The organism is Paenibacillus sp. P36, assembly GCF_045866505.1.
Taxonomy (GTDB): Bacteria; Bacillota; Bacilli; order Paenibacillales; family NBRC-103111; genus Paenibacillus_E; species Paenibacillus_E chondroitinus.
Genome location: NZ_AP038372.1, coordinates 4264632 through 4287929 on the forward strand (window position 1 = coordinate 4264632; position 23298 = coordinate 4287929).

21 protein-coding genes and 1 pseudogene are annotated in these 23298 nt (G+C 40.7%); 14 read left to right on the forward strand and 8 right to left on the reverse strand.

Going from position 1 to position 23298, the window contains the following annotated elements; all coding sequences use genetic code 11:
- Positions 1-56 precede the first annotated feature (56 nt).
- Positions 57-275 (forward strand): helix-turn-helix domain-containing protein, encoded by a 219-nt coding sequence (locus tag ACKTT9_RS19120; RefSeq protein ID WP_407872854.1) that lies wholly within the window; start codon positions 57-59, stop codon positions 273-275.
- Between the two features lie 25 nt (positions 276-300).
- Here the strand turns inward: ACKTT9_RS19120 and ACKTT9_RS19125 are convergent, their stop codons facing one another.
- Positions 301-624 carry a hypothetical protein gene (locus ACKTT9_RS19125; RefSeq protein ID WP_407872855.1) on the reverse strand — a complete coding sequence of 108 codons (324 nt, stop codon included), beginning with the start codon at positions 622-624 and terminating at the stop codon, positions 301-303.
- A 137-nt stretch (positions 625-761) separates the two neighbouring features.
- On the opposite strand from ACKTT9_RS19125, the gene ACKTT9_RS19130 reads away from it, so the two are divergent.
- The 3 genes from ACKTT9_RS19130 (at position 762) to ACKTT9_RS19140 (ending at position 3929) form a co-directional block, all read left to right on the forward strand.
- Positions 762-1109 carry a helix-turn-helix domain-containing protein gene (locus tag ACKTT9_RS19130; protein ID WP_407872856.1) on the forward strand — a complete coding sequence of 116 codons (348 nt, stop codon included), beginning with the start codon at positions 762-764 and terminating at the stop codon, positions 1107-1109.
- A 667-nt stretch (positions 1110-1776) separates the two neighbouring features.
- Positions 1777-2322, forward strand: coding sequence for a hypothetical protein (locus tag ACKTT9_RS19135; RefSeq protein ID WP_407872857.1), 546 nt, complete (start codon positions 1777-1779; stop codon positions 2320-2322).
- A gap of 833 nt (positions 2323-3155) precedes the next feature.
- Positions 3156-3929 (forward strand): DUF5995 family protein, encoded by a 774-nt coding sequence (locus ACKTT9_RS19140; RefSeq protein WP_407872858.1) that lies wholly within the window; start codon positions 3156-3158, stop codon positions 3927-3929.
- Between the two features lie 721 nt (positions 3930-4650).
- On the opposite strand, the gene ACKTT9_RS19145 is transcribed toward ACKTT9_RS19140, so the two are convergent.
- Positions 4651-5418 (reverse strand): hypothetical protein, encoded by a 768-nt coding sequence (locus ACKTT9_RS19145; protein ID WP_407872859.1) that lies wholly within the window; start codon positions 5416-5418, stop codon positions 4651-4653.
- A 460-nt stretch (positions 5419-5878) separates the two neighbouring features.
- On the opposite strand from ACKTT9_RS19145, the gene ACKTT9_RS19150 reads away from it, so the two are divergent.
- A complete protein-coding gene (locus ACKTT9_RS19150; protein WP_407872860.1) occupies positions 5879-6235 on the forward strand; it encodes a hypothetical protein in 357 nt (118 codons plus the stop codon).
- Positions 6236-6636: 401 nt separating this feature from the next.
- Here ACKTT9_RS19150 and ACKTT9_RS19155 read toward each other — a convergent pair whose 3' ends face one another.
- Positions 6637-7437 carry a hypothetical protein gene (locus ACKTT9_RS19155; protein ID WP_407872861.1) on the reverse strand — a complete coding sequence of 267 codons (801 nt, stop codon included), beginning with the start codon at positions 7435-7437 and terminating at the stop codon, positions 6637-6639.
- A gap of 185 nt (positions 7438-7622) precedes the next feature.
- Here ACKTT9_RS19155 and ACKTT9_RS19160 point away from each other — a divergent pair, with 185 nt between their 5' ends.
- A complete protein-coding gene (locus tag ACKTT9_RS19160; protein ID WP_407872862.1) occupies positions 7623-8870 on the forward strand; it encodes a helix-turn-helix domain-containing protein in 1248 nt (415 codons plus the stop codon).
- Between the two features lie 85 nt (positions 8871-8955).
- On the opposite strand, the gene ACKTT9_RS19165 is transcribed toward ACKTT9_RS19160, so the two are convergent.
- The gene (locus ACKTT9_RS19165) at positions 8956-9852 is read right to left on the reverse strand and encodes a LysR family transcriptional regulator (protein WP_407872863.1); all 897 of its coding nucleotides are present in this window, start codon (positions 9850-9852) and stop codon (positions 8956-8958) included.
- 106 nt (positions 9853-9958) lie between these two features.
- On the opposite strand from ACKTT9_RS19165, the gene ACKTT9_RS19170 reads away from it, so the two are divergent.
- The 4 genes from ACKTT9_RS19170 (at position 9959) to ACKTT9_RS19185 (ending at position 14774) form a co-directional block, all read left to right on the forward strand.
- Entirely contained in the window at positions 9959-11020 is a 1062-nt protein-coding gene (locus ACKTT9_RS19170) for a 2,3-butanediol dehydrogenase (RefSeq protein ID WP_407872864.1), read from the forward strand.
- 154 nt (positions 11021-11174) lie between these two features.
- Positions 11175-12566 carry a spore germination protein gene (locus ACKTT9_RS19175; RefSeq protein WP_407872865.1) on the forward strand — a complete coding sequence of 464 codons (1392 nt, stop codon included), beginning with the start codon at positions 11175-11177 and terminating at the stop codon, positions 12564-12566.
- The gene (locus ACKTT9_RS19180; protein ID WP_407872866.1) at positions 12563-13669 is read left to right on the forward strand and encodes a GerAB/ArcD/ProY family transporter; all 1107 of its coding nucleotides are present in this window, start codon (positions 12563-12565) and stop codon (positions 13667-13669) included. The genes ACKTT9_RS19175 and ACKTT9_RS19180 overlap by 4 nt, the downstream gene beginning before the upstream one ends.
- The gene (locus ACKTT9_RS19185; RefSeq protein ID WP_407872867.1) at positions 13656-14774 is read left to right on the forward strand and encodes a Ger(x)C family spore germination protein; all 1119 of its coding nucleotides are present in this window, start codon (positions 13656-13658) and stop codon (positions 14772-14774) included. The genes ACKTT9_RS19180 and ACKTT9_RS19185 overlap by 14 nt, the downstream gene beginning before the upstream one ends.
- 149 nt (positions 14775-14923) lie before the next feature.
- Here the strand turns inward: ACKTT9_RS19185 and ACKTT9_RS19190 are convergent, their stop codons facing one another.
- Positions 14924-16570 (reverse strand): S-layer homology domain-containing protein, encoded by a 1647-nt coding sequence (locus ACKTT9_RS19190; RefSeq protein WP_407872868.1) that lies wholly within the window; start codon positions 16568-16570, stop codon positions 14924-14926.
- Between the two features lie 441 nt (positions 16571-17011).
- Here ACKTT9_RS19190 and ACKTT9_RS19195 point away from each other — a divergent pair, with 441 nt between their 5' ends.
- The 3 genes from ACKTT9_RS19195 to ACKTT9_RS19205 are packed head-to-tail and all read left to right on the forward strand — an operon-like array spanning position 17012 to position 18800.
- On the forward strand, positions 17012-17203 hold the full coding sequence (locus ACKTT9_RS19195; RefSeq protein ID WP_407872869.1) for a hypothetical protein: 192 nt from the start codon (positions 17012-17014) through the stop codon (positions 17201-17203).
- Between the two features lie 15 nt (positions 17204-17218).
- A complete protein-coding gene (locus ACKTT9_RS19200) occupies positions 17219-18499 on the forward strand; it encodes an SLC13 family permease (protein ID WP_407872870.1) in 1281 nt (426 codons plus the stop codon).
- Positions 18500-18515: 16 nt separating this feature from the next.
- On the forward strand, positions 18516-18800 hold the full coding sequence (locus ACKTT9_RS19205) for a hypothetical protein (RefSeq protein ID WP_407872871.1): 285 nt from the start codon (positions 18516-18518) through the stop codon (positions 18798-18800).
- Positions 18801-18828: 28 nt separating this feature from the next.
- Here the strand turns inward: ACKTT9_RS19205 and ACKTT9_RS19210 are convergent, their stop codons facing one another.
- The 3 genes and pseudogenes from ACKTT9_RS19210 to ACKTT9_RS19220 all read right to left on the reverse strand — a co-directional run.
- On the reverse strand, positions 18829-19497 hold the full coding sequence (locus ACKTT9_RS19210; protein ID WP_407872872.1) for a hypothetical protein: 669 nt from the start codon (positions 19495-19497) through the stop codon (positions 18829-18831).
- 465 nt (positions 19498-19962) lie between these two features.
- Complete coding sequence (locus tag ACKTT9_RS19215; RefSeq protein ID WP_407873072.1) at positions 19963-20487, reverse strand: hypothetical protein; 525 nt, start codon at positions 20485-20487, stop codon at positions 19963-19965.
- 175 nt (positions 20488-20662) lie between these two features.
- Positions 20663-22609, reverse strand: a pseudogene (locus ACKTT9_RS19220) (collagen-like protein); the annotation flags it as partial.
- Positions 22610-22917: 308 nt separating this feature from the next.
- Here ACKTT9_RS19220 and ACKTT9_RS19225 point away from each other — a divergent pair.
- Positions 22918-23256 carry a hypothetical protein gene (locus ACKTT9_RS19225; protein ID WP_407872873.1) on the forward strand — a complete coding sequence of 113 codons (339 nt, stop codon included), beginning with the start codon at positions 22918-22920 and terminating at the stop codon, positions 23254-23256.
- The last annotated feature ends 42 nt before the right edge of the window (positions 23257-23298 follow it).

Consider the following 23298-nt stretch of genomic DNA (forward strand, 5'->3'; position numbering starts at 1 on the left):
AATAATTGAATAAGGAAATACTATAGTTATAGACTATGTGAGGGGGTTGTTATATAGTGAACGAAAGCGAATATTATAAATTCGTAGGCGATCAAATTAGGAAAAAACGTTTGCTACGCAATAAGACACAAATGCAAATTAGTCATTCATTAAAGATATCCCGCCCTTCACTTGCAAACATTGAGGCTGGTAGACAGCGTATTCATTTATTTTTGTTGCATCAAATTAGTAACGAATTAGAAGTAACCATCTATGAACTCCTACTAGCAAAATAAGTTAGTTACTTTATAATAAAATTAATTAGTGTTTCTTATTTTTTTCGAAAAATTGTTCTTTTAATGCTCGTAATTTTTCCTGATAAATATTTATTATTTCTGGTGGACTTTGATTAATTTCTACTGGGGTAGCTATTACATAAGTACCGGAATCAAATATTAATAAAAAGTCTAGGTTTGGGCGCAAAAATAAGATCGGGATTTGCCAAGTTCCCTCTCTTAGTGCATGCTCAAACCATTTCTTTTTAATCATATTTGAATTCGTGTAAGTCTTGCCTTCAAAGAATAAACCCTTAGGTGTAACCTGAGCTATATCTAAATGAAGCAACTCATTATCATCAATTATCATTTTTCTTCACCTCATATTTAGTTATAGGCAAAACAAACCAAAATAATACTTATTAGTATCACAAATTTTAAATTAATGATTATACTCTAATGTATCAGCTTGATCTCATTGTTTACACTTACACTAGAGGTGTAAATATGAATGGCAACTCGATCTTAACAATGGTTGGAAAGCGTATTCGACAAATTCGTAAATTGAAAGGATATACGCAAGAAGAGTTAGGAGAAAAATGCGGTTTTCATTTTTCTTATATTGGCGGGGTTGAAAGAGCTGAGAAGAACATATCTCTGATTAATATTCAAAAGTTGGCGAATGCTTTGGAGGTTCCAGTTCAAGAGTTTTTTTCTTACGAAAAAACCTCTTTTCGTAAAAATACGGAACGTGAAGATGTATTGACTGATGTTAATGAACTATTGCTAGAAATGAAAACTCAGGATCTAAAAAAAGTAAGATTGTTCTTAACCGAAATAATGAATAACAAATAGGACACCCTTAAATCAGGGTGTCCTATTTGTTATGTAATCTCTTATAACAATAGTACTATTTATATATTTTGGTCTTGTCCGCAATCGGACTATGTTCTTGTCACTTGACACTTGTCGGGTGACAAGAACGCTGAGACTGCTGATTGGACTGATGATCAACGTGACTCTTCCATTATATCGGCTTGATCTCTGCCAAGAAAGCCAAAGGCGAACCCGTACGTATTCTGATTTAACTCGTTCTTATTACAGCTTTTGGATCGGCTTTTTTAGATAACTACAATCTTTGAGGAAACTAGTCTTTTTCTTTTCACGGGTTCATGTAATTCTCGCAGTACCTACTCTGACTTCGACTATCTTGCCTGTCGTATCAACGGTCGCTACGGCAGCGTTATCACTGCTCCACGACATTATCTGCAGTCGCTGGAGTAACGGTCGCAAAAAGCGTCTCAATCTGCCCCGACTGCAATTGAAGTGTTGTTTTGTTAAGCGTTAATTTATTTGTAAACACCTACGTATGCTTCTGGGAATTTAAACTTCCACCGACTTTCGAACTGTCTTATCCTTTCAATTGGAACAATCTGATCAACATCCCATCTAGTTTCCTGGGATTGCAAGAAGGACGGTCGTTCCGGAAATGTGTTTTTTCTTCCTCTTCCAGGTGGGGTATATGGAGAAAAAAATTGGCATATGCCTAGTACATAGAGAGATAGTAGAGAGGAGCTGTGGCATGGGAAAACGATGGTTGATGTTATCGGCGGTGGTGTTGTTGGCGATGGGTGCTTCTGGGTGCGGGTCGAGTGCGAAAGAAAACGAGACGATCAAAGCGTCGGAGGGGAACGCGACAGTGACGAAGGACGGCAACGGCGGGACGGTTAAGGTGCCATCAGGCAAGAAGTCGCTTCCGTCGGGCTTCCCGACCGATGTCCCGATGCCCGACGACGCGGTCATTCTTTCATCCGCCGATATATCCACCGAGGATGAGAAAGGCTATATGATTACCCTCACGACCGGACTGGACGTTGAGAAGTGCGCCGACTTCTACCGGGAAAAGCTGAAGCTCGATGCCTCCAAGCTAGCCGGAGCCGATGCGATTTCGCCCGTCGGCGTCACCTTGGTCGGTGAGATCGCTAAGTACAACTTGCTCGTTATTATCGCTCCGGACGGTGCCAACGGTGCCACGACGGTTACGATTACTTTGTCTGCCAAGGAATAGAGCGACCGCAAAAAACGCCTCCAGCCGGAGGCGTTTCCAAATTCAAGTGGGGGTTGTTTATTTAAAAGCTAGTATTAATTTCTTGTTAATCTCTTCCTCTGTTCTCGCTTTGTTCACTATCGTTCCTCGATAGTTCAACAAATGGGTTCGAGACGTTGTTATTCAACGATAATTGTCGTATGAACTTCACCATTATAATGACTGTCTCTCCTCGGTTCAATTTCTTACTTGTCGGTTCTGGAATTCACGCCCTCCATTTTTATTTGTTTGCTATCTGTCAAGGTAAACAGAATATAAGTATGACTGCCCTAAATTGTAAAAGACTCGTTGTTTCCAATGTAAGTGAGCGATATTGAGTAATCATCGGATACCCCCTTTTAAAGTTCTTGACACCAATCGGGATTGTTATCAAGTTCTTGTCGGTTCGGAATGACAAGAGCTTAATAACATAAAATAAAATAGCCGCTAATTAAGCAGCTTTAATATTACTATGTTCTTGTCTCCCTACACATCTCTAATATTTGAGAATCAACTTATAATGCCTATCTCTACCTTCCCCTTCTAGAACTAATAAAACTACGATATGTTTTTTTGCAAATTAGGTAGATAAGAATCAATATATTGGGCTTTGCCCGATGCAAAAAGATAGGATCCCCATGTAAAAAACTTCGCCCCTTCATTCTCACCTACCATGTGACACTAAGACTGTAGTCTGTTGTATTCATATTACCAGTTTAACCAGAGTATGCTACAATATGTATACAAACAAGCGCAGCCACTCCTTCTGTTCAGTCAAAAGCTTGATAGAGTATTTACCGACTAGGAGGAATAGCATGGAGTTGATTCCTAAACCGAATGAGCCTATGTACAGCATCAATGAAGTCATAGATGCTATGGCACAGCGGCTGCATGTATTTCAGCAGTGCAGCGATCATAGAGCTGTTTTTCAACGTGTCTACCTCCTAATGACAAAAGAGATGCAGAGACGCCTGGAATCCGCTTTTTTCAATGATCCCGTGTGGATGGAGAGAGTTCTGATCGGTTTCGCTCAATATTATTTTGATGCCATGGATGCCTTTGAAGCAGGAAAACCGTGTTCCCCTGCCTGGGAACTTGCTTTTCAACAAGCAACTAGTAAGCGTGGATTCGTTCTGCAAGATGCACTGCTGGGCATCAACGCTCATATTAATAACGACCTGCCATTGGTACTGTATCGGATTCTAGAAGAAGATCAGAGCTGGCCTGATGCTCGAATTATGCTAAAGCGTCGTTTAGACCATGAACGCATTAATGACGTGCTGGAATATCTGTTAGATCAGGTTCAAGATGAGCTTACACTGCATTATGCCCGTTTTATAGGTATTATTGATCGCGTAATGGGCAGAAAAGATGAATCCCTCTCCAGTGTCATTCTCACTCATTTCAGAACTCGGGTATGGAACAATACCGAATTTTTGCTTAACGCTCTAGATGATCATCAGCGGAAAAATGTTCAGAATCGGATTGAGCGTGAAGCGCTTGATATTGGGCAGAAGGTCGCCTATTTCCGCACCTTTAGGCGGATGAGCTATCTAGCCCCAATAACTAGGCGTAATCGATGGTTCTAGGATCACTGCTACTCAAAAAAAAGACTACAGGCCAACTCGTAATTTTCGAGTTGGCCTGTAGTCTTAAGCGAAGGACATTTACCGTTCATTTTAGACAAATGTGTTTAATAACTGTTAGAACAATTTCAGTTGTCATGTATTCCCTCCAAAAATATTACAAAAAGGGCGATTCTCCTTGAGAGGAAGAGAATCGCCCGTGACACCCCTGTAATTAGTCCAAATAAATCTGGACTATTCTAACAAATCGAAACATGAAATATGAAAATTAAAATTCTTAAATAGATTAAATTGTTAAATTATTACATGAATATTGCACTATAACCAGCTTTTTATATTGAATAGTCATATAACATAAGTATACATGCCGTTACCAGAGTTGTGATAGTTCAGTATTATATTTTACCTAGGACAAATTAGGAGTGGCAGACAAAGACAATCTGATAAATCCGGATTATCTTCTATGTCCGCTACAGAAGGAGGATACTGTGAGCATTAAAAAAAATCCCACGAGTAAAGTAGCAAAACTATGTGAGAAGAGGAGGAAAAAATTTGCTCCATGTCAAAGAAAACCCATTACTAAAAAGAGGAGCACCACTCAACTTACAAAGTCTGACCATTTCTCGCCAGACAATGAAACTTCACTTACTACTGGTAACTCAACAAACTCCTCGCAAACTGAAGGCGCATCTATAACCGATACTTCTAACAGCTTAAGCGGTGCTCACAATAATTCCGATACAGATAGCAATGCAAACGCAACGGATACTTCAAACAGCCTCAGTAGTGCAACCAATACTTCTGATGCAACCAGCTCGGCATCTGTAACGGATACATTAACTAGCACGAGCGGATCCAACAATACCTCTGATACCGATAGTACTTCGGAACTAACTGAAAATGTGTCCAACCCGAGCAGCGTAAACAATACGTCGGAAACTACTAGCTCAGCATCTGTTACGGACACTTTGACCAGCAACAGTGGATCTAACAATACTTCTGATACTGACAGCACTTCAAACTTAACGGAGAATATTACAAATCCGAGCAGCGCTACTAATACATCTGATGTCAATAGTTCCGCTTCGGTTACAGATACTTTGACTAGTACAAGTGGATCTAACAATACTTCCGATACCGACAGTACATCAAACCTTACTGAAACATCAATTAGCACTAGTAACTCAACAAACACATCAGATACGGACAGTACATCAAGCCTAACTGAGACATCAAATAGCACTAGTAACTCAACAAACACTTCAGATACTGACGCTACGTCAAACGCTGGGCCAAGCTCTTCAACAACAGGCGACAACTCTTCTAGCACAGGCAGCACTGCTACAAACACTTCAGATACTGACGCTACATCAAACGCAGGACCAAGCTCTTCAACAACCGGAGATAACTCTTCGTCTTCCAGCAGTACATCTTCCAATCCTTCTGATACCGATGCAACTTCAACAACAGGAGATAATACAACTACGAACACAAGTGATGCTGACAACTCATCAACAAATGATAATCAAAGCAATGCTAACAGTACACTCAATTCAACAAGTTGTGCAGAAAACGAATCCACCAATACAAGTGAGTCAAATAACGAGTTCGATTATAACAGTGCTCTAATGAGCACAGCTAATGGTCTAGCTAGCTCTGCGAACAATTCTGCTAATACAGTCTCCAATGGTAACAGCTTCACTGTTGGCAACAGTACGTTAATTAATTTTAGTGATAATACTGTACTCCTACTAGCTTTACTCCTTTTCAGTAAAATCTGTTGCTGTACTCCTGGGAACAGTACTACTACTTCAGGATGCTCATGCGGAGGTAAGAGTAATGCAGGAATGGAATCCTTAATTCTGAAATTAATGGAAGATGAGAAAAAGAAACATCAAATGCTAGTAGACGTATTGAAACAAAACAATTCTATTGGTTAGGAGCATGCTGCAATGACAACAGAAAATATTAATTATTCAAAAACACTTTTCACCTTTTCTAAGAAGGAAGGGCAAAATGAACTAGCAATTAATTTGATCAATAATTCGGAAAATAATCGTAATTTGAACGTAGTAATCTTAGAATCTGAGACAAGAAATATACTTTCCGCTACAATTGAGGGGAATGTTTTAGAGGATATAGTTACCATTCCTGCTAAGACTATCAGTCAATTGGTGATCAATACTACAAAAGTAAACGGGCCTATTGTTATGGAACTTTCACAAACCGGTGGAGGTATTTCAATGCGACAAAGAAGCTCTTCTTCAGGCGGAATGGTCTCCAACCTGATAGATTTGATGCTTAAATAATTTGACTAATACTCATCCAGTAAATGTAACCATCTAAGGCTCTCTGCTTGCCACTTATTCACACAATCAGTGAGCCTTAGACAGTAAGATTCGATTGAGTGCCCCATCTCCACCCTCTACTCTAATTCCCCCTCGAAGTAATTCCGAGATCAACAATTGCTTCAACTCACCTCTCGAGAATATCTCTTTCCAACTCTGAGTGCTCAACTTATTTGTGCTTTTCGACGTATAATTTATTCCTAATCAAAACGCGTAGCAATTTGACTTTTGTAGATCTATGTTCGTTTTAATTTTATAGGTTCTCTTATACAGAAATATTAGATTTTGATTCGTAATAATTTCAATTTTCCAAGTTTAGAACTCGCTTATGTCGTATAAAATTCTTACTGACTCAACTTCACTCAATTGAACCAGTTTAAAAAGCCAAGCTGCTTTAATTTAGCCGCCGTAAGAGCAAGACAAGTGAACGCATCATTTCTATAAGGTTCCTCCTGCCCTATGAAAAAAAATTTAGGACCACTTGCTGTGCAAGCATCCAAAATGCTATTTAAATGATAATTCTCATTAGTGGCTCCAACATCTATTCCTTTTGAGTAATCATAATCTAGCCCTTTAATCCGAGTAACTGCAACGCGTCCCTCGTACGCTTTGGAATATGTTGTAAGGTTTTCACAACCTTGTCGATAGCCTGGGATATCCAATCCAAAATGAAGATATTTCGTATTATTATATATTCGGTTTAACCAACTCAATTCTTCGAGCATGCTAGACTGTCGGTGAACATGTTGAGCATAAAGTGTGATACCCATAGGCAATAGTTTTTGAGCTAAATCATCTACATGATAAAAAAAGTTTTGAACAGCTTCATCGTCGATGAAAGCATGTGGTGACAAAATCGGGATTTGAAGCAAATTACAATTTAACTTTTGACAATCTACAACGATCTTTTCAATATTAATCAACAAAGTTCTGGATTCATTTAAAATGAGTGGTTCGACAACAGTACCTAAGGACGCTACTTCAATCCCCAAATAAACACAGACTCTTCTAAGTTCCATTAAATTATCAATATTTGGAAAATTGGCAACTTCAATAAATTTATATCCTAATTTTCGCACTTTTTTTAATGTGTTATAGATACCCTGCTCTTCAATTTCACCCTTTAGCATCACCATTTGAACACCAAAATTCCCTGTTACCATGTTAGTTCCCTCTCAAGGATGATTTTTGATATTAATCTACTAATCAAAATACAATCTATTGATTTAATTCCCTTAACATGATATAAAATTTAAGCAAATATCAATAGTACAAATAGCAAGATAATAGCACTCATTTTACTTATTCAACTAGACATTTACTAAAAAAGTAAGAAGGTTAACAAATCATGCAAGACATCATATTTGACCATTTAAATTTCCAAAAAACAATACAACTTTTAAATCATTTTACTAAAATGAACATCAGGTTTTTTGATCATACAAACTATGAAGCAATTGAATTCGTCGTACAACAAATCCCAACTTTATTATGTTCTGAACTAAGTGATTATAAGAATTTATCTGAAATATTTGAAAAAATTCAAACTGGTAGCTGTTTGTATGCCAAAGACAGTTTCGGATTAGAATTTATTACTGCTGAAATTCGCCGTAATGATCTGCGTCAAGGCTTCGTTCAAATCGGTCCATTTTTGTCAAGCATTCCAAATTCAGAGTGGATAAGTACAATAATCATTAATAACAATTTGCCAATAAATGAACGCAAACAGCTGCAGGAATTTTATCAATCGCTTACGGTTATAAATGCCAATGATTCTAATTGGATTGCTGATCTCTTAACTAATCTAACCATTCAACCACATGTGTTCACTCGCTTAGAATCGTCTGTTGTTATGCAGCCAATTTTGAATCATGAACAGGCAAAAAGTATCGCTGTAGAAAAGATATGCGTAATTGAGAAGAGGTTTGCGTTTGAGAAGAAAGTGATGAATGCGATTTCCCATGGAGATATAATGCAACTGAACAATCTGTATGCCGAATTTGGCGGACATCTTCTTCTTCCCGACAATGTTCCATCTAGACCAATACGTTCAGCGAAAAATGAACTCATTTCCGTAGACACACTTTGTAGAATGGCAGCGGAAAAAGGGGGACTTCCCCCTGAATACGTTTATTATATTTCAGAAAAATTCAATGTCTTAATTGAACGAACCGAATATTTGCCTGATTTGAAAGCTTTATGCAGCCATATGTTGGTAGAATACTGTGAAATTGTAAATGAGTATTCAACTAAATACCTTAATGACACAGTCAAAAATGCAGTGAATTACATTAATAGAAACCTTCTAATGGAGTTAACACTTCAAGAAATTGCTAAAAATGTTCATGCCAATTCGTCCTATCTTTCGCGCAAGTTCAGGCAGGAAGTAGGGTTAAATATTACAGATTTTATTAATAGACAGCGCGTTGAAGCTTCCAAGACCTATTTGCAAAAAGATCAATTATCGATAACCGAAGTTGCTTTCATGGTTGGTTTTAACGATTTAAATTACTTCACGCGTGTATTTAAAAAATACACCTCAAAAACCCCAACTCAATATATAAAAGAATCCCGTGTGAAACAGCATGAACTGTGACCCATAGTAGACATTTGTAATAAAGTGTCTACTATGGTTATTTTTATGTTTTATTAATTGGCGATTGCTACCTGCATTTCACGCGTTAAGATTTTCGAATTTGATTAAAGTATGTTATACACTCATCCAGTAAATCAGACTTCTTTTGTGTTCCGAGCAACCAACCGAAGGTTACCGGACTCTGCTGAAATTCAGACAGCTCCACTGGTACTATCTTTCCTTCACGTGCAAGAGGATGTTCGTAAAAAGTGTATTCATGTCCTATTGTTATGGTATTGAGTTCAAGTACGGCTGCCCCTACTGCTTCAACATTATTGGATTCAAACAGAACATTTACCTTGCCAAACTGATTTTCGAAATCCTCAATAAACCACTGAATGAAATCATCGTTATAAAGGACGAAGGTTTGTTTTTTCAACTCCTCAGGTGTAATGGTAGACCTACCCGCAAAGGGTGAATTATTTCCTACTCCAATAATGATCTTCCCGGTTGAGACAGGCTCAAAAGTATACGCTGCAAGGGATACAAGTAAACTTTTGTTTATGGTGATGAAAGCGGCATCCAAATTACCCTGTTCTATTTCTTTTATACTTTCCAAAGTCCCTCTCTCGGAGATGTCTATAGAAACATTGGGGTAATGTTTCTTTAAGTTGGATGCTAATTTTATGAAAGAACCCATTACTCCTGGTATTCCAGCCAATTTAATCTTATGACTTTGTATTTGAATATGTTGTTTCGCTTCTTTTTTTATCTCTTCAATTAATCCAAGCGCCTGGCTTGCCAACTGAATGATCCTACTCCCTTCAGATATTACTTCAGCTCCATAGCGGGTACGATTGAATATCGGATAACCGATTTCTTTTTCGAACGCGGTAATGGATTGACTTAAGCCTGATTGCGTTATATGCAGCGATTTCGCTGCATTTGCTAACGACTTGAGCTTTGCTGTTGCTACAATGTGATTTAGTTGCTCAAGATTCATTTTAAATCCACCTTTAGTTGTACTTAAGTAAATGATTTATAATTAATTATCCTAAGAATTAGATTCATGTTATTATTTTGACGAAATGCATGATGATAATAAGGAGATGGATTTATTGAAAGCCGCGGTATGGTATGGTAAACACGACATTCGAATTGAAAATAAAGAAGAGCCTAAAATTGAATCAGGGAAAATAAAAATAAAGGTTGCTTGGACAGGCATTTGTGGGAGCGATTTACACGCCTATCATGGAGCGCCGGGTATTGTTCAAGTTGGCGAGCCTCATCCTGTAACGGGTCAAATGGCTCCATTGACTCTTGGACACGAGTTCTCCGGAATCATTCAAGAAATCGGTAATGGAGTTACTGGTTTCTCAAATGGAGATCGTGTAACTATTGAACCGGCAATTAAGTGCGGCAAGTGTGACAATTGCGTAAAAGGAAATTATAATTTGTGTAACCATAACGGATTCGTTGGTTTACAGTCGAACGGTGGATTTGCAGAATTCGCGATGGTGGAACCTCATATGGTTCACAAGTTGCCAGACAATCTTTCTCTTGAAGAAGCGGCAGTTATTGAGCCAACAGCCGTTTCTTTCCACGCCTTAAAGATTAGCAATATGAAGATTGGAGACACGGTAGCTATATTTGGTGTAGGCCCAATCGGCTTGACTGCCATCCTATGTGCGAAAGCAGCCGGTGCATCTCGCATTTATGCGGTGGATGTATCTAAAGAACGACTTGATATGGCTCACAAGCTTGGTGCAACTGTAATTAACGCCATGGAAGAGAATGCTCCAGAAAAGATTCTTTTTGAAACAGGCAGTGGTGTGAATGTCGCTTTTGATTGTGCTGGTGCAGAAGCGACTGTAAACAGTGCGATCTCTTCTATCTCAAAAGGTGGACAAGTTGTTGTTGTATCCATTATCCCCCAACCGATTAAAATTGATGTTCTTGAATTAAACCTGAAAGAAGCAAGTATTCTTGGGACAATAGGTTATCGCCACGTTTATAAGGAAGTTATTTCTATGCTGGCATCTGGTCAGCTGGATCTAAAACCTATTATTACAAAAAAAATTGTTTTGGATGACATTATAGAAGAAGGCTTCAATGCCCTCGCTAACGACAAGAGTCAAGCAAAAATCCTTGTAAGTCCTAACTCTATTTAGACATAGAATATTAATATGTCGCTATAAACCTCCTTTTAGGATGTTTGTAGCGGCATTTATTTGTATTTATAGAATAAGTTTTCTATAACTTGGATACGATATCTTGGATACGATTACTGCATCCTGAAGATACAATCCGTGAGGTCTATATGTCATGAATACATCAAATTTCTTTTCCAATGTAACAGCGTTGCTCACATCCTCGCTTCATCATAGCTCGGATCTTCAATTTCGATATGTCGAATTCCATGGGATTAAGCTATGCATCGCATATTTAGAGACTTTATGCAATCCTACTAACTTAGATAAATTACTGCAGTTCCTTCAGGAATCTGAGCCATTCGAAATGAGTGACCGATTGGATACAATGAGTCAAAATTACACAGAAAATGTGTCGGATACGATTAAGGGGCTGCTGTCAGGTAATTTTGCGTTTTTTTTAGAAAGTAATCCCATAACTTATCTCTTCAATGGTAAAGTGTCTCATTCTCGTTCCATCGAAGAGCCCTCATCCGAAAAATTGCTGCAAGGGAATCATCTTGGATTTATTGAAGACTTGGACACAAACATATATCTGATTCGCAAATCGCTTCCTCTCCCAGAAATCACTGTTAAGTATTATCATGTTGGTGCCGCTAACACCAAAGTAGCCGTCATCTATAAAGCTGGTAACCAAACAGAATCAACATTATTAGAACTGGAGAAAAGACTCCAGCTAATTCCAGATAATGCCCCGATCACTGTTGGGCTACTGGAGGAATGGATAGAGGATAAAATATGGAACCTGTTCCCACAAATATTAAAGACCGAGAAACCTGATCGCGTAATTAGTCAACTTCATAATAATGGGCTAGCCATCATGTTTGAACAGTCTTCAACGGCATTGATTATCCCAGCAACCTTTATTGAAATGTTTCATACGACGGATGACTACACAATTCGGTGGATGCCCGCATCTATCTACAGACTGCTCAGATATTTTGCTTTTATTATAGCTTTGATTGCACCAGGATTTTATATTTCCGTTGTATCCTATCATTTTGAAATTATTCCAAGCGATTTAATTCTTAAGGTTAAAACTGCGGTTGAAGGTATCCCTTACCCACCGTTCATAGAAGTCATGATCATGTCAATAACGATTGAAATTATTGTGGAAGCCGGATTAAGAATGCCTACTGGAATCGGCCAAATTATAGGTATTGTTGGCGGTTTAGTTATTGGTGACGCTGTGGTTAAAGCGGGGTTCATTTCAAATATTATGATTATTACGATCGGCATTACCACACTGAGTTCATATATAATTCCTTATAATGAAATGAATATCGCGGTCCGTCTCCTAAGAATCGCATTTTCAATCGCCGCGTCTATACTTGGCTTCTATGGTATGATGCTTTTGTTTTTGTTTATGATTATTCATTTATGTCGGTCAACATCTTTCAATCGGCCATTCTTTAGTTTGGATGAGCTGCTTCAAGTTGACAAGATTTTAAACAGTATAATACGGGTACACGCCAAAATCGCTAACAAATTAGGAGATAAGCTATGACCAGTAGCCAAGGACTCAAAAGCCGTAGTATATTTTCATTGGTCGCGTTATCACAGCTCGGTGTAAGTATTTTTTCACTTCCTCTTGGACTTTTTATGGTGACAAAGCAAGGGGGCTGGGTATCTTGCTTAATAACAGGCGCTATAACGCAGCTGGCTATTTGTTGCATCTGGTATGCTTCGTATTCAGAATCAAAACAAACATCCATTGACAGATTGAGATCTATTTTTGGACGCTGGATTGGAAGCTTAATTATGTCCGGATACATTTTGTATTCTCTTTTCATAATTTCTGTAGTCTTGTACTACTGGGCCGACATAACGAGGGCATGGATATTTCGTTCTACGCCGTTGCTGTTTACAGGCGTTCTCTTGACAATGCTTGCTGTTTACTTATCGCTAGGAGGCATACAAGCAATTAGCCGATTTGCCCCAATCGGCTATCTTGGCTTATTTCTATTATTTTTTATTGTGATAACTGTAATACCAGAGTTGAAGCCAAGCAGATTATTCGTGGGAAGTAATTCGTATGGATTCATGCCCGTTACTAAGGGAGTTGGGATCGCCGTTCAGAGTATGCTAGGATTTGAAATTTTGTGGTTGTGGATCGGTCATTCAACAGATAGACCCAAAAAAATATTATTGGCCGCATCCATGGCAAATTGGTGCGTAACTTTGATTTATATGCTAATTGTGATAAGCTGCAATTCCTTTTTCAGCGACGGTCAGTTTCGATTTATCTCGTATCCGTTACTGTATTTAATTAAATCAAAAGCATTTATTTTTATTGAAAGAACTGATTTGTTTATTCTTAGTTTTTGGATCTCCAATGTACTTATCACGATGAGCGCTTACCTATCCTTAGCATCTAGTTATTTTCAAATATTATTTCCGCGTGTTGGCTTGCGTACGATAACATATTGCTTTGCGCTTATTACAGCTGTTCTAGCCTACCTAATAGGAGATAACGATATATCCGAAGCTTCTCTTACAAGATTAATATTGCCAATGGGGATCGGTTTTGCATTTCTTATTCCCTTAATCGCTACTGTAAAAGCCAAATTAACCCATCTTGCGGAGGGACGAATACGTGCTGATAAATAAAAAATGGCTCTCGCTATTCGCCTGCTTTTTACTTTCCGGCTGCTGGGATCAACGATTTCTGAAGGATGTCAAGCTAGTTCAAGGCATTAGCATTGACTATTCCATAGAGCATAAATATGAATTATCCGTGGCTTTACAGAAAACAGAAAAAGTAACATCAATGAAAAGCCTTCCTGTTCTTACCGAGAATGGATATACCTTAAGAGAAGCGAAATTAAAAATAAATAAACGTGTATCTGGTGATGTTGATACTTCAGGTAATAAAGTCATTCTAATCAATGAGAATGTAGCTCGTTACGATGTATACTCCCCTCTTGATGTCATTTTTCGAGATTCCCACAATTCTTTTACAACCAAATTGGCCATTACAGATGTGTCAGCGAGGAGTGTGCTCAATACCCAGATAGCGGACGAACCCTTTATAGGAAATCACATTTACAAATTAATTCGAACAGGTGAAAGCAAAGCCAACATTCCCAAGACGAACATTCAACAATTCTTCACAAATGAATTCGGATCAGCTACCGATGGGGTATTACCCGTACTAACCACTGAGAAGAAAGAAGGCACAAGTGTCATTTCACTTTCGGGTGCGGCATTGTTTAACGATCTGAAAATGAGCGGAAAGTTGGATACGATTCATTCCCAAGTACTTCAATTATTAAGCGGAAATAAGGGGAAAGATTTCAGCATGACAGTACAAGTCTTTGAGGGTGACAAAAATGATCCTAAAAATTATGTTACATTTATGATAAGACGAATTATCCGTCAACTGGAGGCAAATAAAACTTCTGAAACGACATGGTATGGAAATGTTATCCTAGATATTATCGCTGAAATCGTTGAAAAACCAAACACCAAAATTATTGTTAAAGAAAATGCCGAGCTTTTCAATCAGAGTCTCTCTGCAAAGCTTACAAAATATGCTTTAGAAACTATCGAGGAACTACAACAAGCACATTGCGATGCATTGGGATTTGGTATGAAAATAAGAAAGCAAAACCCTAATCAGTGGGATCGTGAGCAATGGAAAGAAATGTATCACGAGGGCGACATCGGAGCTACAATTCATCTAAGGGTCACTTCTGAAGGATTACTAGAGTAAGTGACGATGTTAGACTTTAACCAAATAAAAACGGCTGCCTAATATTGAACGTGGCAGCCGTTTTTTTTAACTCCCGACAACTCTCTTATGGAAGAACCGCGGTAGATTTTCTTATGTCCAATGATACTTAAGGAAACAACCTCTTCCATTCATGGGTTCAGCATATTCAAAATTACCGAAGCCGATTCGGCTCTCGTAGAAGCTTTGTATGGACCGAATATGTTGCCTGGTGTCATGTCGTTCGCGATTAAACCGAATTGCTTGCCCGTCGCAACGAAGTCTTTTGCCCATGAAGGAATTAAACCGTCATCGTTGTAGCCAGTCGCGCCCCCTACATTGATTTGATGCTTCGTAGCTCGAACGGCCATCGCAAGCATCTCGGAGTGTGTGATTCCCGCGCCAGGACGGAACGTTCCATCTGGATAGCCGCTAATGATGCCCAGTTGCACCGCTTGTTGGATCGCTGTAACAGCCCAAGAGCCAATTTGATCCGCATCTTCAAATGAGAGAGGCGCTGTAGGATCGGCAAGCCCTCCCGGCGTTAGAAAGCCGACCGCCTTCATCAACATCGTAGCGAATTCGGCGCGTGTGACACTTCCGTCCGGCTTAAATGACCCGTCCGGGTAGCCGTTAACGATGCCGTAGCTAGCGGCATTATTAATGATCATCTCCGCCCAATGTCCATTCGTATCTGTGAAATCTGGCTCCGTACCAGTGCTCGGCATGATCGGTTGAATTACCGTTACGTAAGCCGAAACTTGCGAACCACCATCCTCTGCGGACGCTGTAATTTTCACCGTTCCGGCTCCAACCCCGACTACCTTGCCTGTTGCGTCAACGGTCGCAACGGATGCGTTATCGCTGTTCCACGACACGTTCTTATTATTCGCAGTTGCTGGAGCAACGGTCGCAATAAGCGTCTCCACTTGCCCCGGCTGTAAATGAAGCGACGACTTGTTAAGCGTCAATTTGTTCGTAAGCACTTTGTTCAAGTTGACCACTAACTTCGAGATATCAAGATTAGGTAAATTCGTCAATGGTTTGATGAGGATGCTCGTATCAATATTCGATGCGGCGGTCGACTTGGTCTTTACCTGAGCCAGTCGTACGACCTTCCCGGGTTCATTTCCGGGATCGAGCGTATATTTATCGATAATTGGCGCTATTGTGTATGCATAGATATCCCCGTTCTTCTTACTCGTCTCTTTGTCCACGTACGATAATGTTCCTATATAGTCGGTCGTATTTTTAACTGTAAAATTTTTCGTTCCATCCGGTCCGTCGCGCTTAATCGAATAATATGTTTCCATATTCGAATTGTCCGTCCAATTCAAGGTGATTGAACCATCGTCATTAGACACGATCTCTACATCTGTAATGCTGCCTGGCTGCAGAACCGGATAGGGTCCAATCACTTCTTCATCGTAGCTGTTGCTGCCGATAACTGGATAGAAATAATCAGTCATTTTCACTTGAACCGAAACGTATCGCGGGTCCACCGGAATCGTGAATTCTCTGAAATCGCCGATCACGTCAGCCCACGCAGAGCCGTCCGGTGAGTATTTCACACCAACAAAGTCAATGGTCGAATCCGCTTTGTCTGTCCTGAATCTGATTTTGTATTTGTTGCCCGCAATCAGGTAAGCCTGAGTGTTTACCCCATTAAGCCCGACAACATTCATGTACATGATGTGAGCGGTCGCCGATGCACTGCGCATGGGACCAGCCGCGTGCAGGCCTAACATAAGCAACATCGCCGAAGTAAAAGCGACCGTCTTTCGAATCGTGATTTTCATGCGCAACCCCTTCCTTCCAATCGTTAATCATCTCTATCAAGTAATCAACTCCAGTGACAGCTACACTGAAGGTAATTGACTAACATTATAAAGTGGCAGGCATGCGAATCCTGTCGATTGGCGCAAGGATGACGTTTCCCTACTTCCGACTTAGTTGGATATGTCCAAAGCCCTGGGTATCTTTAAGTATTCGAGTACTAAGAGTAGAAATAGAATATTAATATTAATCGTCCATATATAGCCACGAAATGACTTGACATAAAACTTACTTCATTGTAAATTTATATCGCAAACGAATATTAGATGTAAGCCATTCATATCATAAAGTAATTAAATATTTGCTGTGTTTTGGAGGAGCCTGTCACCAAGGGCTCCTTTTGGTCTTTTTTAGCCATGCCGAGCCCTTGATGGGCTCTTTTTTGTGCAGAGAAAGGAGAAAATATGAATGAACTCATTAAATTTCTCGTCACCGCATCTCTTTTTCTCATATGGATGGGTGTGTTATTTGGATTCATAATTTATGCAGCATTCGATGAGAATAAACAAAGACAAAACAATTTGTTTATTGCCGCAGGAATAGTAACTATATCAAGTACAGTAGCTATTGGTTATTTAGTATCAAAACGCAAATAGCATTTAGGAGGAATTATGGAACAGCAAGCTATTTTAGCAATTGGCATCTTTCTAGTGACATACGGCATGATTATTGCCGAGAAAATTCATCGTACGATCATCGCTATGTTAGGCGGCGTTCTCATGGTCGTCTTAGGGATTGTAAATCAAGAATCAGCTTTACACCATATTGATTTTAATACGCTAGGTTTATTGATTGGCATGATGATCATTGTTAGTATTACTGCAGAAACTGGGCTCTTCAAATATATCGCTTTACTTTCTGCTAAAAAAGCGAAGGGCGACCCGGTTCGTATTTTGATATCACTCGTGATTATTACTGCGGTTGGATCGGCTTTTCTAGACAACGTTACGACTGTACTCTTAATGGTGCCCGTTACCTTTAGTATCACTCGACAGTTACGCGTAAATCCTGTACCGTTTCTTATCACTCAAATTTTGGCTTCTAATATCGGGGGTACAGCTACATTAATCGGGGATCCTCCGAATATCATGATCGGAAGCGCGGTTAAAGAATTAACATTCATGGCATTCATCTATAACCTTACTCCCATAGCATTCATTATCATGGCATGTATGCTTCCTATATTCGTCATCATGTTTCGGAAACAAATTCAGAGCACACCAGAATTAAAGATGAGCATCATGCAAATGGATGAAAAAGAGGTAATTACGAACCGTACTTTACTCATCAAGAGTGTTTCCGTGTTGGGTCTTACAATTGTTGGTTTCTTCCTGCATCAAATGCTTCATCTGGAATCAGCAACCGTCGCATTGACAGGGGCCTTTATCCTGCTTCTTCTAACTGGTGAACACGCCATGGAAAATGCTTTTACCAAAGTGGAATGGACGACAATTTTCTTCTTCGTTGGACTCTTTGTACTTGTCTCAGGTCTTGTAGAAACCGGAGTCATCTCAAAACTAGCCGCGCAAGCTATTGAGTTGACGGGAGGTAATTTAATCGCGACATCTATGTTAATTCTATGGCTTAGCGCAATCGCTTCCGCCTTTTTAGACAATATCCCATTTGTTGCGACTATGATTCCAATGATTCAAGAAATGGGTAATATGGGTGTAGACAACCTGGAGCCATTATGGTGGAGTCTAGCGCTGGGTGCATGCTTAGGTGGAAATGGAACTTTAATCGGAGCAAGCGCAAATTTAATCGTAGCAGGGCTATCAGCGAAGGAAGGCCACCCGATTAAATTTGTTACTTTTATGAAATTTGGCTTCCCCCTCATGCTGTTTTCCGTCGTATTGGCCAGCATTTACATTTATGTTCGATACTTAATATAGCGTAGGAGGTATACATGTGAAATTAACCTATGACTGGAATAAGGATATTGTAGAAATTAGCGAGACTCAAGTCTCTAATGAGCTTGAGTTTACGATACGTATTCTCTCAGACCATCACTTTAATTCGATGAAGCTCGTGCAAAAGAACTTTGAAGCCAATGACGTCATAACGGATGTCTTGGTCTACCCCTATACTAATCACGAATACCGAGTTGTTGTCAGAAACGACTTCTATGAAGACTTTATCCTTCAACTTTGCAAATATCAATTAGTAACCAAAGTTGAATGGAAAAAGGGATAAAATACTTCATCTCAGTCAGAAAAAACTGCTACTCAATAATTCGCCCAGACATCGAATGAACATTATAGGATACTGGGCTTTTTTCTTTCTCAAATGTAATTCTGTGTACAAGAGGAATACCTTCCCTAGTAGGCAGGTAACATGTGTCTGAACTGATTAAATCACTTTCCTTAAGAGTTTGATCAAACGACAGCGCCACCTGTTTAGCCTCTTCAATCGTTATCGCAGCATACATGGGTCTTCTTAGTCGTTTCTGTTCCAAATCTGGATGTAGCGTACCCTCGATCCGCTTGATGACACCTGAGCGATCTAACTCCACAAGTAACTGTTCCCCACAAACAGGCCTGTTGAATAGCATTCGCTGCATGTACACGCTGGTTGATGTGTTAGCTAATTCGACAGAAACAATACTCAAATCTTCTTCTACGCGTTTCAAACCGTACAACATCTTGATTTTATCTAAATATTCGTATGCGATCCACCCTGGGGAGTGTTGGGAGGGTATCGTTAGGTTACCTGAAAGTAATGCAGGAGTTTGAGTTTGCGGATTCCACTTTAGAGAAAGTGAATAATCACTTTGCATTCGGATCTTTTCGAGCAGTTCTGAGGATTTTTTAGAAATTGAAGGGCTTTCAAGATCTGGCACCAAAATAGATAGTGAAAGCATTGTTGACAGCATGATATTAGACGCAAGCAAGGAATGTCCTCCTCATGTATTAAATTTAGGCGATACTTATTTAAAAGTATCGCCTAATTTCACTCTACCCATGCGAAGCGTTATCCATTACTGGATCCCATCATTTATCTTAGTTGCGATATCGAAATCTGATCGCTTCGTGCGATTTTCACGTTCTTCTAAAAGAAGCCCGTTTTTCTTAGATTGTTCGAAGGTTGGAGTATTAAAACTGTCATTATCTAAACAAAAAAGAGCAACTTCAAGAAATCAAGAAGTTGCGATAAATGGCCTATATACCTATATTAAGTATATGCATGGATGTTGAACTGAGATAACCTAAATTTCTATTTGTTTATCACATTTTAATTATATACTGAAGTGAGTATTTGATAATCACATACACATCAGTTGTCGATTCGCGGATCAAAACATTTTCAATTGCTTCAGTTGAAATTTTAAATTGCCCATTTTTTTCTAAATTTTCAGTCATAACCAATAAGTCGGTTGCTTTAGATTGGACGATTTCATTGATTCAGATTGAATGAACTTGACTTCATCAATCCTTATATTCTTATTCTTCATATTGGTGAAGTATGGGAAATAGTTCTTTTTAACCACTATTTCAAGTTTCGGAGCACCGCTTGCAAACAGGCTCCATTCATTTTGAAATTGTTTCAAAGTAAGCTGAAGTGTCAAACCCCACTGATCGGTCTCGCTCACCTGAATTAACAGATACTCGGTAGTCTTCTCCTTTAGCTGATCCCCGCCTTGTCTGGCCGTATAGTGCATATGAATAACTACATCCGATATTGTATTATAGTCGAATTGGCGGAATTCGGAAGGCAGCTCAAGCTTCCATGTGCTTATTACACCAGCGCCTTCAAAAGGTAAAAACCGTTCATCATGCAAATTTGTTTCGAACATTCCACTATCATTGCTGCCGCTGCTAGTCACAATGGACTGAATTGATCCATAATAATCGATGAACCTTAAAAAATAAAAGCTTGAAATATCAAGCTTTTATTCATAGGTTTATGTAGGCACTTTTGTGTAATTGGACATCAATTGCCTAATGAGACACAAATCTGCCTACATAAATGATATTAATTTCTTACATTCCTACGATACCATTTAGATAACGATTACTGGCCACCCCGCCATCGCCGTTACATTTGTTTATAATTAATTAGGCTAATCCAGCAATCCATGGAGACAACATTAAACTTACATCACTAGTATTTATGAGATCACCGATCGTAAAACCAGTAATGTTTTGAACTCTAAAATTTATTGATGTGGCGTCATCTACAGTCCCCGTCCCAGTACTTCGACCACCTATTGAAGATCCATTAATTTGATTGTATACAGCTAAATAATATATCAAATCACCAGTTAGTGTAACTGGTGCAGTTAAAGGCAATATGAATAGTCCTGGTGTTAAGCTCGTTGCTACAGTTGTCACAGCAATAACCGTAGCAGTTGTTCCACTGACTGGTTCTAATACGGCCATCTGAAAACTTCCTGTATTAGTTCCAAGTTGTGTTACAAATGAAGCAAGTCTACTGATAGTTGAGTTTTGCCCGTCATAAGCAAGAGCCCCAGTAGCTTGATTATTTCCACTACCAGCATTGAATGCGATTAATACATTGATGTCACCCATTTTTAAAGTTTCAATAAATTGCGAATCATTACCCGCTGCTCCTGTTGCCCCCGGTGCGCCTGTTGCTCCCGGTGCGCCTGTTGCTCCTGCTGCACCTGTTGCTCCAACTGCACCTGTTGCCCCCGGTGCACCTGTTGCTCCGGCTGCTCCCGTTGCCCCCGGTGTCCCTGTTGCTCCGGCTGCACCTGTTGCTCCTGGTGCACCTGTTGCTCCAACTGCTCCTGCTGCCCCCGGTGCACCTGTTGCTCCAACTGCTCCTGCTGCTCCCGTTACACCTGTTGTTCCGGCTGCTCCCGTTGCCCCCGGTGCGCCTGTTGCTCCGGCTGCTCCCGTTGCTCCCGTTGCTCCGGCTGCACCTGTGGCTCCAATTGCACCTGTTGCCCCCGGTGCACCTGTTGCTCCGGCTGCTCCCGTTGCCCCCGGTGTCCCTGTTGCTCCGGCTGCACCTGTTGCTCCTGGTGCACCTGTTGCTCCAACTGCTCCTGCTGCCCCCGGTGCACCTGTTGCTCCAACTGCTCCTGCTGCTCCCGTTACACCTGTTGTTCCGGCTGCTCCCGTTGCCCCCGGTGCGCCTGTTGCTCCGGCTGCTCCTGCTGCTCCCGTTGCCCCCGGTGTCCCTGTTGCTCCGGCAGCTCCCGTTGCCCCCGGTGCGCCTGTTGCTCCAACTGCACCTGTTGCTCCCGGTGCGCCTGTTGCTCCAACTGCACCTGTTGCTCCCGGTGCGCCTGTTGCTCCCGGTGCACCTGTTGCTCCCGGCGCGCCTGTTGCTCCTGCTGCTCCCGTTGCTCCGGCTGCACCTGTTGCTCCAACTGCACCTGTTGCCCCAGGTGCGCCTGTTGCTCCTGCTGCTCCCGTTGCTCCTGCTGCACCTGTTGCTCCAATTGCACCTGTTGCCCCCGGTGCACCTGTTACTCCGGCTGCACCTGTTGCTCCTGGTGCACCTGTTGCTCCAACTGCTCCTGCTGCCCCCGGTGCGCCTGTTGCTCCGGCTGCGCCTGTTGCTCCGGCTGCGCCTGTTGCTCCGGCTGCACCTGTTGCGCCGGCTGTTCCCGTTGCTCCCGGTGCCCCTGTTGCTCCAGCTTCCCCTGTTGCTCCAACTGCACCTGTTGCCCCAGGTGCCCCTGTTGCTCCCGTTGCCCCCGGTGTCCCAGTTGCTCCGGCTGCACCTGTTGCTCCAACAGCTCCTGTTGCTCCCAATACCCCTGTTGCCCCGGTTGCTCCTGCTGCTCCCGTTGCCCCCGATGTCCCTGTTGCCCCTGTTGCCCCTGTTGCCCCTGTTGCCCCAGTTGCTCCAACTGCTCCAACTGCTCCTGTTGCTCCCGGAGCGCCTGTTGCACCCCTGAACCCGGGATTGCCTGTTGCTCCCCTTGACCCGGGAGCGCCTGTTGCTCCTACACTTCCTGCCAATCCAGTGGCACCGACAACTCCCCTTTCACCTTTTTCACCTTTATACCCACGTGGGCCTCGCTTTCCTCTTAATGTTCCTTTACAACATTCCTTTTGTTTCTTTTGATGGTTATTCTTAGAGTTACTATCCTTATTACTGCTACATTCGTTTCTTTTTTGAAAATAGGGTCTTCTTTTATTGCTCCTACATGTTTTATATTTCTTCAATTCCTTATTGTTTGATGAACAAGAACTGAGCTTTTCATATTGCCGACACGTAGTTCTTTCTTTTATGCAAATAATTTTATTTATGTTTAAAGAAACAATCAATTTGCTACACCTCCTTTTACCTAAGATATGCGGTACTAGCACACTGGGACTGGGTAGTAGCATCAATGTACACCTACTGGATTTTTGGAGTGACAAGAAGATCAAAACGCAATAATTATCAAAATAGCCAGTGGATCAGCAAATTTTACTGCATTAATACATGCCAAGTATTAAATTTAATAATTAGGTATCGCCTTGAAGTTGCTCTGCTGCTACAACTAGGGGTTGAATTCGATTCTGAAAATCAGGTGCCTAAGTTTAATTTAGATACGTTTGAAACCAATATTTCTAATGTATTTGTCGCTGGTGTGGTTACTGGAGGCATTACGAATAAAGTGCTTATTGATGATGGACGGCTTCATGGCATTAATACACCTAGAGAACTCGCTGCTCTATTCAAGTGAAGGATTAAGAATAGGAAAAAACGCTCTCCAAGCGCAGGTTCA